16 protein-coding genes and 1 pseudogene are annotated in these 12679 nt (G+C 61.5%); 8 read left to right on the top strand and 9 right to left on the bottom strand.

What is annotated here, in order from left to right; genetic code table 11:
• Positions 1-70: 70 nt before the first annotated feature.
• Positions 71-1747: a hypothetical protein gene (locus tag AAHF99_RS25915; protein WP_342167228.1), complete on the bottom strand. Its 1677-nt coding sequence runs from the start codon at positions 1745-1747 to the stop codon at positions 71-73.
• Between the two features lie 91 nt (positions 1748-1838).
• Here AAHF99_RS25915 and AAHF99_RS25910 point away from each other — a divergent pair, with 91 nt between their 5' ends.
• The gene (locus tag AAHF99_RS25910; protein ID WP_342167227.1) at positions 1839-2039 is read left to right on the top strand and encodes a hypothetical protein; all 201 of its coding nucleotides are present in this window, start codon (positions 1839-1841) and stop codon (positions 2037-2039) included.
• 85 nt (positions 2040-2124) lie between these two features.
• On the opposite strand, the gene AAHF99_RS25905 is transcribed toward AAHF99_RS25910, so the two are convergent.
• The 4 genes from AAHF99_RS25905 to AAHF99_RS25890 form a co-directional block, all read right to left on the bottom strand.
• The gene (locus tag AAHF99_RS25905; RefSeq protein WP_342167226.1) at positions 2125-2565 is read right to left on the bottom strand and encodes an SRPBCC domain-containing protein; all 441 of its coding nucleotides are present in this window, start codon (positions 2563-2565) and stop codon (positions 2125-2127) included.
• Between the two features lie 468 nt (positions 2566-3033).
• The gene (locus AAHF99_RS25900; protein ID WP_342167225.1) at positions 3034-3372 is read right to left on the bottom strand and encodes a hypothetical protein; all 339 of its coding nucleotides are present in this window, start codon (positions 3370-3372) and stop codon (positions 3034-3036) included.
• A gap of 110 nt (positions 3373-3482) precedes the next feature.
• Entirely contained in the window at positions 3483-3692 is a 210-nt protein-coding gene (locus tag AAHF99_RS25895) for a hypothetical protein (RefSeq protein WP_342167224.1), read from the bottom strand.
• Positions 3693-3805: 113 nt separating this feature from the next.
• Positions 3806-4009, bottom strand: coding sequence for a hypothetical protein (locus tag AAHF99_RS25890; RefSeq protein ID WP_342167223.1), 204 nt, complete (start codon positions 4007-4009; stop codon positions 3806-3808).
• A 218-nt stretch (positions 4010-4227) separates the two neighbouring features.
• Here AAHF99_RS25890 and AAHF99_RS27240 point away from each other — a divergent pair.
• From AAHF99_RS27240 to AAHF99_RS25860, 6 genes and pseudogenes are all read left to right on the top strand, one after another.
• Positions 4228-4413: pseudogene (locus AAHF99_RS27240) on the top strand (DUF5681 domain-containing protein); the annotation flags it as partial.
• A gap of 230 nt (positions 4414-4643) precedes the next feature.
• Positions 4644-5243, top strand: coding sequence for a hypothetical protein (locus AAHF99_RS25880; RefSeq protein ID WP_342167221.1), 600 nt, complete (start codon positions 4644-4646; stop codon positions 5241-5243).
• Positions 5240-5491 carry a hypothetical protein gene (locus tag AAHF99_RS25875; RefSeq protein WP_342167220.1) on the top strand — a complete coding sequence of 84 codons (252 nt, stop codon included), beginning with the start codon at positions 5240-5242 and terminating at the stop codon, positions 5489-5491. Before AAHF99_RS25880 ends, AAHF99_RS25875 begins: the two co-directional genes overlap by 4 nt.
• A complete protein-coding gene (locus AAHF99_RS25870) occupies positions 5488-5739 on the top strand; it encodes a hypothetical protein (RefSeq protein WP_342167219.1) in 252 nt (83 codons plus the stop codon). The genes AAHF99_RS25875 and AAHF99_RS25870 overlap by 4 nt, the downstream gene beginning before the upstream one ends.
• 126 nt (positions 5740-5865) lie before the next feature.
• Positions 5866-6585 (top strand): GDSL-type esterase/lipase family protein, encoded by a 720-nt coding sequence (locus AAHF99_RS25865; RefSeq protein WP_342167218.1) that lies wholly within the window; start codon positions 5866-5868, stop codon positions 6583-6585.
• Positions 6586-6842: 257 nt separating this feature from the next.
• Positions 6843-7937, top strand: coding sequence for an acyltransferase family protein (locus AAHF99_RS25860; RefSeq protein WP_342167217.1), 1095 nt, complete (start codon positions 6843-6845; stop codon positions 7935-7937).
• Here the strand turns inward: AAHF99_RS25860 and AAHF99_RS25855 are convergent.
• The 4 genes from AAHF99_RS25855 to AAHF99_RS25840 form a co-directional block, all read right to left on the bottom strand.
• The gene (locus AAHF99_RS25855) at positions 7923-8579 is read right to left on the bottom strand and encodes a site-specific integrase (protein ID WP_342167216.1); all 657 of its coding nucleotides are present in this window, start codon (positions 8577-8579) and stop codon (positions 7923-7925) included. The genes AAHF99_RS25860 and AAHF99_RS25855 overlap by 15 nt on opposite strands.
• Before the next feature lie 284 nt (positions 8580-8863).
• Entirely contained in the window at positions 8864-9247 is a 384-nt protein-coding gene (locus tag AAHF99_RS25850) for a hypothetical protein (protein WP_342167215.1), read from the bottom strand.
• A complete protein-coding gene (locus tag AAHF99_RS25845) occupies positions 9244-9876 on the bottom strand; it encodes a ParA family protein (RefSeq protein ID WP_342167214.1) in 633 nt (210 codons plus the stop codon). Before AAHF99_RS25845 ends, AAHF99_RS25850 begins: the two co-directional genes overlap by 4 nt.
• Complete coding sequence (locus AAHF99_RS25840; protein WP_342167247.1) at positions 9876-10895, bottom strand: tyrosine-type recombinase/integrase; 1020 nt, start codon at positions 10893-10895, stop codon at positions 9876-9878. The genes AAHF99_RS25845 and AAHF99_RS25840 overlap by 1 nt, the downstream gene beginning before the upstream one ends.
• Before the next feature lie 711 nt (positions 10896-11606).
• Here AAHF99_RS25840 and AAHF99_RS25835 point away from each other — a divergent pair.
• Complete coding sequence (locus AAHF99_RS25835) at positions 11607-12086, top strand: Ros/MucR family transcriptional regulator (protein ID WP_342167213.1); 480 nt, start codon at positions 11607-11609, stop codon at positions 12084-12086.
• Positions 12087-12679: the final 593 nt, after the last annotated feature.

Genomic DNA, 12679 nt, shown 5'->3' with positions numbered 1-12679 from the left:
TTGGGGCTTTCCTGCTCGGCGTTGGCGGGTTGCTGGCCCTCTCAGGCATTTCCCCCAGCGCAACACGGGATTACTGAGCGGATTGATCCTCAACGGGAATGTACTGCCGCACGATGGGCGCCATGCGCCGTTGCCCGGCCGTGACGACGGGACGGCTGACCTGTTGAAGGCGCCCCCCAATCGTGACGGGAACCTGACCGGCGAAAAGCTGCCGAGCCTGCGCCGCATTGTAGGCGCCCCCTAGCCCCTCAGCGCTCCGGCCAACAAGGGCGCCGATGCCAGAGCCAACCAGCGAATGAGTGGAGGCCGCGCCAAGCGATGCGCCGATGGCGGTCAGTGATTTGCGCATCAGCGATGCCAGTCGGTTGCCGGACTGCGAGGCGTTCGCCGTGCCGGCGCGTGAGGCCGTGGCGCGGATCACGTTGGCAAGGGACTGCATGTTCCCGCGCTCGTCGTCCGTGAAGAGGCGCTGAGCGAGGGATCGGCCGTCGCCGTTCAGGAACTCCCCGATCCGCGCGGCTGCACGCTGCGGTCCCTGTTCCATCGGCCCCAGCACGCGCTGCCAAGCGCCCTGCCGGATCGCGGCCCATTCGGGGCTTTCAGGACCGAGCACGTCCCTCAGGCGATCCGCGACGCGAACCGATGTCGCGTTCTGGCCGACCTTCGCACCGCCATACAACCGGTTGGCGATCTGCTCCGGCGTGGCGTCGCGGCTGATAATCTCGTCCATGACCCGGCCGACATCATCCCGGCCGCCCTGCTGTGTGAACGTTCGGCGGTATGAGGCATAGGCCTGCCGGGCGTCGCGAAGCGCGGTCAGGGCCTCATCTGAACCGGAGAACATGCCGTTCTCCATCGCCGTCTGGATCTGATTATCGAACTGGTCGATGACGCCGCGCATAGCCCTTTGATCGGCGGGATTGCCCGCTGCCGCGCGAGCGTGCGCCGCGAGCTGCCGGCGGGCCTGATCCACGCCACGTAGGTTGATCCCAGCCACCGTATCGCCCGCACCAGGCTGGCCGATGCTGCCGAGCCGCAGATTGTCGATGTTATCGAGCGTGCCGAGGGCTCGATGCGCTGCCGGGGTCAGAACCGGATCGATGATGTGAGGTTCGGGGGCACTGACCAAGGCGTCCGTGATCCGCCGTGAGATCGGCGAGGCATAGGCATCGGCTGGGGCAATCGCCGCTGCCGAACCACGGCCCGTGAACACGGCTGGGTCGAGGGCGCCTTCCTGCGCGAACGCGGTATCGTAGCGGCCCCGATAGTCGTTGCGGGCTGTCTGAGCGACATCCTGCACGCGGTCCATGACGACCTGGCCCGCATCCTGGTTCCTCTCCAAGGCGACCTGCCCGCGTCCAGCGTTCCCCTCGATGGTGGCAGCGGCATCGGTGATCGCCTGCCGCTGGCCGGTACGGAAGTCCTGTGCGACCCTCTGCGCGCTATCACCCATCGCGCCGCCCATCATGGCGTCCTCGCGGGACAGCAGGGCAGGGTCGGCCAACCTCTGTCCCGCGCTCAGCGGCACGCCCAGCGCCTCCGCTTCCGCGACATGCGGGGCGATAGCACGAGCCGCCGTCACACCGCCTCGCGCGGCGACCGCTCCGGCGCTCGTCGGACTCGTAAGCATGGCGAATTCGGTCGCCCGCTTCACCGCATCGTCGCTGGTCGGATCAAGAGTTCCGTCCAGAGCCTCGCGGGTGAGCGTCAGAGCACCCTGTCCGGCCCGCGCGGCATCCTTCGCCATACCAACAAGGCTCGGCGCATTAGGATCGGGCGCCCGCAACGCATCGACGGTGCCCTGAGCACCATTCATGACGCCTCGGTAGGCCGAGGCGTTGGGCTGGACTGCCGTTCGGCTGTTCGGCGTGCATCCGGCCGCTGGCATCGTTCGGGTCGATACCTGCGGTGCTCTCGTCCTGCCGAGTGCCGGGGCCGTTCGCGCCATCACCGCAACGGAGGTGAGCTTCGGCCACGCCACCCATCGAGAGAAGCCCGGCCAGCCGCAGGGCGTGCCGTGGTGGGAGTTCGGTCGATGATCGCCGCCGCTGAGATTTGGGGCTTGGTCGCCCGGAACTTCGACCCCGCCGAGTGCCACGCTCGACGCAGCCATAGACACCGCATTCACACCTGCACCGAAACCCTGCGTCTCACGACCTCCGACATCAGCGCCTCGTTCATCGCGACAAAGCGCCGGGTCAGTAGCGGCTTCAGCAAAGGAAAGATTATCGGCACAAGCGCGCCGGAGAACGTCTCAATCTGTTCCAGCGTCACGACGCCTAACGCCTCCGTCACGCCGAAGCTATGCGTGCCGGTCATCAGTCTCGGCAAGCCGCCGCGCCATGTCAGTCGCGTGCCGTACTCCAGTTCCGTAATGATCGTCGGGACGTTGAAGAAGACTCTGCCGTCTACGGTCAGTTCGGCTTTCCAGGCAGCACCTTCGGCCAGCTCGCCGTCTACCTTGCGGATGAACGGGTTCCATCGCGGGTACGACGACAAGTCGGCCAGCACCGCCCACACCTCATCGGCATACCCCGGGATCGAAAGGTCGGTGGTGATCTGCATAGCAGCTTCTAACCGATCCCCTCTGGGAAAGGACTGACAATGCCCCGCAAGCCCGATCCCAACCTCGCGCGCCCGCTCGCCGGGCCGAGGCAGACCCCGCCGCCCCCAAGCCGACGCTGGCTATCTTGCTTCGTATGACCGCTGGAGCATCCTGGCGTCCTACAGCGCCCTCGCCCGATCCGCAGCCTAACCGGAGCCCTTTACTATGCCCCTAAACGACCTCGATGCCGTGTGGTTCAGGATCCACCCTGACAGGCAGTATCGCCTCCGCAAGCAGTCGCCTGCTGAGTTGCAGCAATGGCCGGTCCCACCTCGCGAGGGCTTGACCGGGTGGTGCATTATCCGTCGCGACGATGGCGCGATGGAGCTTTTCGCAATCGCTGCCGGCGAGACTTGCGGCGACAGCGACGAGGAGTTGGGTCCATTCTTCGACCACATGCGTGGGAAGGCGGCGTGAACTCCCCTCGCTCAGCGATCCGCCTTATCGACGGCATCTGCCAGCACGTCGAGAACGACATCGATATTGGCTATCGCCTTGAGCAGCGTTGCGACGCCATTGCGTTGGGTGCTCGTCGGATTGACTGGCAAAGCTATCAGCATCGCTGCTACCGCCCGCACCTCTGCACGTGCGCCCTCGACGGCGAGCTGGATCATCGTGGCTTCGGCCGGTACGAGGCTGCCGTCAGCTGCACGGCGGCCCAAGAGGCGCTGCATCGTCGTGATGGTGGTGGCCAAGGCAAGCAGATTACTCGACGCCAGCGCCTCGGAAGGTTCGATCTTATCAGCCGGTGGGGCTTCGTCGTGCATGTGCGAGCCCAAGGCTGGAACGCGAGGCCTGGGGAAATACGCGGCGAGCGAATTTTCTCCCGGCACGAACTAGGGGCTCACCTAAGTTTGATCAGCCATGGTTGAGCTTCTCAGACCTCGGTCTCACGTTTCACCACCGCGTCCTCGCCGTCGCCCTTCTGCGATAGGCCGACTTCTGGTGCTTCGTCGTTTGTCGGCAGGGCTGTTGTAGCGTCCGATCTGCTTCCCCCGGCCATCTTGGTACGACGCTCCGCATCATACTCGGTGACGGCGAGGTCCTCGGTGCGAGCGGATGACGGTGGATTTGGATCGTCGGGCATCGGCATCCTCCTAAGACCAAGTCAACTGGTCTTCACGAGCCAAAGTTCGGCTGTTCGCTTCACCCGATCTGGACTATGCCAAGTGCCGGGCATGGCTGCACAACTCGCGAACCCTAGTTCCTACCCATCGCCTTCTTGATCTTCTGCGGGCTTGGTTCTGGGTTTTTGGTGATTGTCGTCTTGGTGTGGTCGGCCGCTTCGCGTTGCTCGGCCGAGGTGGGGTGCCCCTGCTTATCCAGGTGCTTTTCGCCAGTCCGTTCACCGGCCTCACGTTCCTTCGCGGACCGATGGGTACTGGCAGCTTGGTCATTGGCCATGAGGCTCTCCTGTCGCTCAGCAAATCCCCAGGGCGTTCCGAAGTTCGTGATGACGGGAGTGAGATGCGCTGTCGCCCCTCAGGAAGTCGCGAACAGTCTGGGGATCCTGACCGACGTACAGGAAGAAGATCGCACTCGTGAAACCTTTTAGCCAGTGCTATATCTTTGACCTGTTTTCAGCCTGTCTTTTACAGGCCCTGTCCGCGAGACACTGACCGATGCCGAGGGAAGACACGCAGTTTGAGCCCGGCCGTAGCGGCAACCCCGCCGGCCGCCCCCGAGGCTCCCGCAACCGCTCGACCTTGGCCTTAGAGCAAATTTTCGAAGGCGAAGCCGAGGCCCTGTCCCGCAAGGCCATTGAGATGGCACTCGACGGTGACGGCCCGGCCATGAAGCTGTGCCTGGACCGCCTTCTATCCCCGCGCAGGGACCGCAGCATCACCTTCGACCTGCCGGCCATCAACAGCGCGGCCGACCTCCCCAAAGCGACGGAAGCCATGCTCCGCGCGGTGGCGTCAGGCGAGATCACGCCGTCCGAGGCCGCCGACATCGGCAAGGCCGTATCCGCGCACATCGAAGCTATCACCGCCGCAGACCTGTCCGCCCGCCTCACCCGCTTGGAGGATCCGAGCCTATGAACCTCGCCAGCTTGGAACGCCGTCTCCGCGAGTTGGAAGGCCGCCGGTCGGGAGAGCCAACGGTCTATCTGGCCTGGGGCCGCACCACCGCCGAAGCCAAAGACGCACTCGAACGCGCTAAGCGAACGAGCGCCGTCACTGACCGGGACGAGGCCGTTGCCCTGGTCTGGCCCGACGCGGGGCCGGTGCCGCTGTCCCGCTGGGTCATCTTCGGCCGCAAGCACGAGGACGATCTCAGCGACCGCGAGCTTGAGATCCTATATGAGGCCACCGAGGCCGAAGCCGTGCGGAACGAGCGTGAGGCGGCTGCGGAACGGGGCGAGGATCTATCCCACCTCGATGACACGGACGTTCGGGTTCGCATCATCCGCCGCACGAGCCGAGATCGGGTCGGCGACCTGAGGTTCCTGGCTGTGCGCGAGAACCCCAAGCCGGAGATCCATTGGTCCGCTCCTGGCGACGGGCTTATGCGCCCCTGCGGCTGTCCTAGCTGCCAAGCGGGCGAGACCTCACCGCGCATCGCCTACCCCGCTCATCAGGCCAGATTTCAGGCATGGCTCAAGCGGTACGTGCCTGGGGAGGGACTGTTCGCATGAACCTCGCCTCCCTCGCCCAGCGCCTCACCCGCCTCGAAGGTCGCCAAGGCGTCGGCCGCATCACCGCGATTTGCAACCTCGCCAACCACCCGCCTGCCGTCGTGGCGGAGGCTATTCGGGACTGGCGAGCCTGGGCCGCCAATGGCCGCGTACGTGGCGCCGGATCGACCCTTATTCTGCGCGCCGAGCGGCTGACCGCCGCCGAATGGTCCGCGCGGTACAACCCTCGCCCCCGGAGCCTGTCGTGAAGCTCATCGATCTTGAACGCCGCCTTGCTCACGTCGAGGCTGCCCGCTCCGTCACTGCCCCCACGCGCATCCTCACGGATCGCGCTATCGGGGATTCAGCCGGCGACCTAGAAGCTGCCGACGCCCTGGCGAACTGGCGGCAGTGGGTGGCGCAGGGGCGAGCGACCGTTGGGCATGGCGTGCTGTGCATAGACCGACCACTGATGACGACCGGAGAATGGGCGGTGGCGTATGCCGCTGCGGATTGATCACGAAGGGGCTGATGTAGCTTAAATTCAGTTTGCCCACTCAAACCGCCGTCTGCCAACTCTAGATACGAATATCAACTTTCTGCATTTGAGCGGCAATAGCTCAAGAAGCGAGCGAGGGGTGCCATGAATTTCTTACAATGTGCTGTGTGTACCGCGATCACTATTGCCCCCACAATATCCTTCGCTTGCGATCAACGCGCAATCGCGATCACGTCAAATCCCGTTCCGGAACAATCAAAAGAAACATATCAACAAGCCGTTTCTATCGCGGAAGCGGCAAAAAAACTTTCATCTCCACAAACTATCGTCATCGGCGACTCTCTTGTTTCAAGATGGCCCATAGACCTACTCGATTTTTCACCGCAGTATCCTCTTACATTTAAGATGGGCGTTGAAGGAGACAAAACACAGAATGTGCTATGGCGATTGGAAAATAGCGCATTCGAACATTGGAAACCAAAAATCGTAATTCTATTAATTGGTACCAATAACCTCGCATCTGGAGATAGTGCATGTGCAATCTCCTTTGCTATAACTAAGATTATTTCACGCATTGATAGTCTGTGGGGGCATCCGAAATTGGTTCTTTTATCGCTTCTGCCTCGTGGAGAAGGCTGGGCTTTCCGACTTCAGGATCGCGAGCAAATAAACAACTCTCTCAATGAAATTACTAAAACGAGAGAAAATACGTCGGTGCTGAGTTATGATGAAGAACTCACATGTTATTCGAAATCACCATGCCATAATTTTAATTCTGATAAGCTTCATCTGAGTTTGGAAGGCTACAGCTTATTGTCAAAATACTTAACAGAAAGCTTTAAAAATAGCCATCCTAAGCTCTAAAAATAGTACATATAGTATGCAAATATTGCAAGATATGTCACCGTGTATGTGATTTCATTTATAGCTGACATATATTTAGTTTAAATGTGGTCATAATACAACTTTATCGATATAGAATAATCTTTATTTCGATGCTGCATTCACGATGTTGCAACGCCGGTGGGGATTAACAATTCTGTCCGCGACAAGGTACCTTATTCCGGTATATAGTTCGTACATTGTTAATCGACCTACGCAGCTATTACGTAATGGCCTCGTTGCAGACGCCCATCCGTTCGGTTCAAGCGCTGCGTGCAGTCGCCGCATTGCTCGTTCTGATTTTCCATTTCGATGTGCAATTGCACAGGCTTGGCTATACAGGACAGTGGGCAATCTGGCCCCAACGTGGCGTCGATATTTTCTTCATCATCAGCGGACTGGTGATGTATCTAAGCACATCCGGCAGGAAGGTCGGAGTGGGTGAATTCTACCTCAGGCGTATACTCAGGATTGCTCCGCTCTATTATCTTCTGACCATCTTTCTCGTGGCAATTCTTCTAGCGGCTCCCGTCCTGAGCGCTAATAGCGCGTTAAGCTGGTGGCATGTTGCCCTTTCATTGGTCTTCATCCCATCGCTTCACCCTACTTTCCAGATGCCTTATCCGGTTTTGATCCCCGGATGGACGCTCAATTGCGAGATGCTTTTCTATCTCGTTTTTGGCGGAACGTTGCTCCTCCCCGAAACTCGGCGAGTTGCCACGACGTCGTTTCTCCTAGCTCTGATCGTTTTGGCCGCCTCGTTCGCTCCGAAGCACAGCGCGGTGTTCGAACTCTACGGTTGGTCCATCCTCCTCGAATTCAGCCTCGGCCTCGCACTAGGCGCCGCAGTCCACGCGGGTCGCTATCTTCCGGCTTCACAAGCGTGGTGGTGGCTGCTTGGAGGCGTTGTCGCCTTGACCAACCCTTTTGCTGAGTCGGCACGCGTGCTGGTCGGTGGATTGCCAGCCCTGGCCATCGTGGCGAGTGTAGTATCCCTAGAGAAGGCTAATCGCCTCACGGTGCCGAAGGTGGCCGTGGCGCTTGGTAATGCGTCTTATTCCCTCTACCTATCTCAACAGGTGACGCTGGCTGCAGTCACACAAGTGTTCCTAAAGCTCGGACTTGTAGCTTCGCCTTGGGCTCTTATGCTCTACATGCCAACCGCTATCATCTGCGCTATCGCCGCGGCATTTATCATTTATTATAGCCTTGAATTACCACTAAGTCGTGTCTTGTTATTCTCAAAATTTTGGATACGGCGAGATAATATAGGTAGAAATCTGCAGAAAATGTCAGAAGAAAATGATTTTGGTGTCAGATCAAATGTGGTCTAGCCATAATAGTTTATTCCTCCAGACTGTTAGCGTTGTATTATCTAACTGAACGCCACTTCGAGGCCCCACCAAAGCTTGATGTGGACGCAATAAGCGGCTACCATTCCAGGGCTTGCAGGCCGTTGTTGTCGTGGCTCCCCCATTCCTCGGAGATGCCGGCAAGCTATACAAGCTCGATGCCGTCCGCGATTTCAGGCGCCTCGGTGGTGGCGGTAATCGCCACACCGTGGTCGCGGCCAGCAGGTCCGCCGTCGCGGCAGCCTTCTGTGTCGGCGCTACGCTTTCGCGTCGCCGGATGCCCTTAATGGCAGCGCGCACGCTTTCGTCGTCCGTAGGGTTGGCCGCGCCAGAGAGCTTGCGCGCATACCTGATCGCCGCGAGCCGTTTGCCGATGGTGGAGGCCGAGCGCCCGGCTTCCGCCTCGTGGACAAGGAAACCGGCGACGGCCTCCGTGCTGGCCGGTAGCGGCCGAAAGCCGAACCGGGCGCACCAATCCTGAAACACCCGCGCGTCGCCTGTGTAAGCCCGCACGGTAGAGTCCGCCTTGCTGGCCCGTTGATAGGCGCGGACGATGGCCGTGGTCTCAGCCGGCAGGTTGTCTCCCGCTTTGGAAGCGACCTCGGTAGGGAGTGTATCAGGCATCGACATCGGGCTCGTGTGGTTCGCTGTCTGCCGGTGTCTCCGTACCGGTCGCCTGCTGTGCAGTTTCAGCGGGATCGCACCAGCCACACAGGACCGAGAGGGCTCGTTCCCAACCGTCGGGCAGCATCGCGCCCCGTGCGCGCATGGATCGTCCGATCACACCGATGACGTACATCTGCTGGCCGGGAGGAACGCTCGCAATCGTTGGCCGAGCCATCGATCCAACGACCAAGCTCCTCGCCATTTCAAGCCATTCTGGCGGCAGGTCCGGCAACGTTGTCACGTTATACGTCGCCTCGGTTCAGCGCGTCGAAGTCCCGCCCGTGCTGGCGCAGCACGAGGCGTAGCCCTTCGATGTAGAGGTCGTGGGGCTTGCAGTCCTGCGCGGCGGCAATCTCTCGGAGCGCCTTGAAGACCTTCGGGTGCGCGTAGATCGAGGCGTGCGGCTTCTCATACCGGACCCGGCGCTTATAGCCCTCCGGCCCTTCCGGCTCTGACGTTGCCACGTTGTCACGCGGCATCGGCTGGCTCCGAGCCAGTGACGGTTCCACGTCATCACGTTGTAACGTGGTCACGTCGTCACGTTTAAACGTGGCAGGGCTGGTCGGTGCCTGCGCGGCGATCTTGGCAAGCTGGTCGTTGATCGAGGGACGGGGCTTCTTCGTCATGCCTGCGCTCCGGCGAGTTGCGCCTTGATCCACTGCCACAGCAACCGGACTTCTACGGCTGCCTTGCCTTTTGGGGCGATTTCCGTGACCCCCTGCCCCGCCGTCATGGCGTCGAGGAAGTCAGATCGGGTCGCGACCATCGAGGGGGCGAGCGCCCCCGTGCTAACGAGCGCGGTTGCCGCGTCGAGGGTCCGAGCCTGGGTCGTGGCGTTGCACTGGTTCAGCACGAACGCGAACGGGCGGCCCAGCACCCGGATCTGTTCGACAGTCGGCCGCGCCGCCTCAACATCGAGGATCGAGGGTTTGACCGGCAGAAGGCAGAGGTTTGCTTCCCGCAGAGCGAGGGCGACGCCGGCCCCGAAATAACCGGGCGTGTCGATGACCACGAGGCTCGCGCGCCCGTCGCGGCGAAGGCGATCAATCGCACCCTTGATGGCGGCCGGCTCGACGCGCTCGACGGCGATGCCGTTCGCCTCGCGGCGCTTGCCCCAGCCCGCCAGGGAGCCTTGCGGATCCGTATCGAGAGCGGCGACCGTCTCCCCGTCCTGCATGGCTGCGACGGCGAGCGAAGCGGCGAGCGTGGATTTCCCGCTTCCGCCTTTTTGGGTGGTGAGAGCGAGGACGCGCATCACAGCCCCGCCATCCCGGCCGGGTTCTGCCGGAAAAGCTGACCGGAGCGAATATAGCCGCTCGTCGTGTCGAACCGCTTGTGCCGAAGCTGGCGCTGGATCGCGTGACCCGGCGCATCGTTTGCCGCCGCCGAGGTCGCCAGACCCGACCGGAGCGAGTGACCGGCATAGGCTGCTGCGAGCCGGCGCGCTTCCTCAGGCGGATGCCCCTCAGCCAGCGCCGCCGCCTCGACCGACCGTTGCACGATCCGTGCGACGGCACGGTCTGTCACCGCGTCGGCGCCGATCCGGCCGTGCCGGTCGATAGGGCGGAAGGCCGGTCCCTCTTCCAGGCGGGCCGCCTTGATCCACGCGCGATAGCTGCGCACCGGGCACGTCTCCATGTTCGAACCGTAGGGCACGCCGATTTCGACGCCCTCGGCCTGCTGATCTGTCTTGCTACGCCCCAGGTGGATCACGAGCCCATCGGGCCGTTCTTCGATCCAAGCGGCGTCTTCGCGGCGAGCGACTTCCAAGCTGGCAAGCTCGGAGCGGCGCAGGGCGGCAGCGAAGCCCACGAGGATCAGAGCCCGATCCCGCAATCCGGTGAGGCTATCCGGCAGAACCGCCACTGCCCGGCGAAGGTCCACCGTCATTAATGGGCGCTTCTTGTCGGCAGGCTGGCCGTGCGCCCGCTTGATCCCGCGCCATGTGTCCCGGAACGCGGCGGATGAGGTGTCGAGCGCGATGCCCGCAGCAGCGTGTTGTTCGCGGATCGCGGCGAGACGACGTTGTAACGTGGCAACTTTCAACGTGGTCGCGTGGTCAATGAGGTAGGCCAACACGGCGGCCGGGCTCGCAGGCATGGCGGGCTCGCCCCGTTCCTCGCACCACGTTGCGAAAGCCCGCACGTCCGAAGCGTAGGCCCGGCGGGTGTTGGCCGCCCGCGATTGGTCCGCGTAGCCCCTCGCCCGATCCGCGAACGCCTGTAGGCCGGTCGGAACGGGAAAGCCGACCTCCGCGCCATTCTGTTGGGCCATGGCCCGCGCCCTCTTTCTGGCGTCCGATAATGCCTTCTTATCGGACCTTAGACCACCACGCAGAAACTGGCAACGGGATCGCGTTACCACGTTACAACGTGGTTGCGTTCGGCGTTTCTTAAATCAGAGGGATGATGGCGAGGGCTCCGCATCCTGCCAGGATCAAGGCGATCCCCGCCAACCCATTCCGAACCCGGCCGCGCCTCGCATCAGCCCATGATCCAAAGCTAGGGCCAAGCGCCAGGGTCAGATAGTACACCCCCGCCAGAACTAGACAGACAGATACGGCGACCGCGATCAGCGGATAGAGCCAATCCGGGCAACTCGCGCCACACGGCTGACCGCGAGCTGCGGCAGGAGTGGTGCCGCTCACTAACAGGGCAGCAGTGACGGCCACTCGCATTGTGGACATCGATGACACCTAATCGGACGAGCGACGAGCCAAAACCGATGCCATTGGAACATCGTCACGTGACAACGTGACAACGTGTTGGCAAACCGCTTATCTCAGCCGCACCCGCCGTGGCACGGTCGGGATGCGCAGAGCCGGGCGCGCCTCAATGATGGGGCCGCCCGGCGATACACCAAGCAGTTTCCCTTACATGTGATCAAGAGGCTGAGAGCTTCAACATACCGCTGCGAATGGCGGGTTGCTTATGCTGATGGATTGCCCCATGTGCCCCGGCATTGGATTATCCAAGGACAACGGAAGTGACCGAAGACAGAACGGATATTAACCCTGGCATCATCGAACAGGTCGGCGATATTGTCGCAGCATATGTATCCAACAATCATGTCTCTGCCGCCGACCTGCCGACGCTGATTGCGACTGTTTATGCCGCGATCATCGGTCTCAATCGCCCTAGCGCAGACGGAGAAGGTGAAGAGGCTGGGGGAGTAAAGGCCACCCCCGCGCAGATCAGGAAATCCGTCCAGCCTGACGGGCTGATCAGCTTCATCGACGGCAGGGCCTACAAGACCTTGAAGCGACACCTGACCTCGCACGGCTTCAATCCGCAACGCTACTGCGAGCAGTTCGGGTTGCCGTCCGATTATCCGATGGTTGCTCCTTCCTACAGCGAGAAGCGTTCGAACCTCGCCAAGGCGGCCGGCCTCGGGCAGCAGCGTGGACGCAATGCGGAAGCAGAAGACGCCAAGCCGATGCAGAAGGCTCGGAAGAACGCTGCCTGATACAGATAGCGTTCTGGCACCGCCGCCTGCTTTGGCGTCTCCGGGATGGAGACGAAGCCCCATAAGCTCCTCAGCAAGCGGCGGTCACTAAACATAGCTAATCATACTCGAAGATCAACTTCGCGAGGATGCTGGAAGCAAATCTTACTTTGATCTTCCACTGACCTTTCTACGCTCGAAGTCTCGGCAGGCGGCAGCATGGCGGCCGCAGCTCGATGCATCGCAAACTCAAGCCATTCAGCCGGCTTGTGGCGCTTGCGCGTTCGACCACCGCCGGTACTACGGGTCTCTGAGCAAGTGATTGCAGACGAACACCGTCTTATGAGGGAACGCTGATTTAACTTCGATCTATCATGGAGCTCATCGTCGGCTAATCCGATCCAGGCGCCGATGACCGGGAGAGCTGTGCGCTTCCGCCTGCAGTGTCATGGTGGAACGATATGGACGCAGTTCCCAGTCAACACGCCTGTCAAACAGCGTTGAATTTTGACCCTGGATCGGCGTCGAACTTTGACCCCTCTGACGTGTGTGCCTCGACGCCCCCTGATCAGACCGGCGTAGCGGGTCGGGGTAGCGCAGCCGGGCTGATCAGG

Source organism: Methylobacterium litchii (assembly GCF_038442315.1).
GTDB lineage: Bacteria > Pseudomonadota > Alphaproteobacteria > Rhizobiales > Beijerinckiaceae > Methylobacterium > Methylobacterium litchii.
The sequence above is the reverse complement of the archived record's forward strand: the minus strand, read 5'-3'. Positions and strand labels throughout refer to the sequence as shown.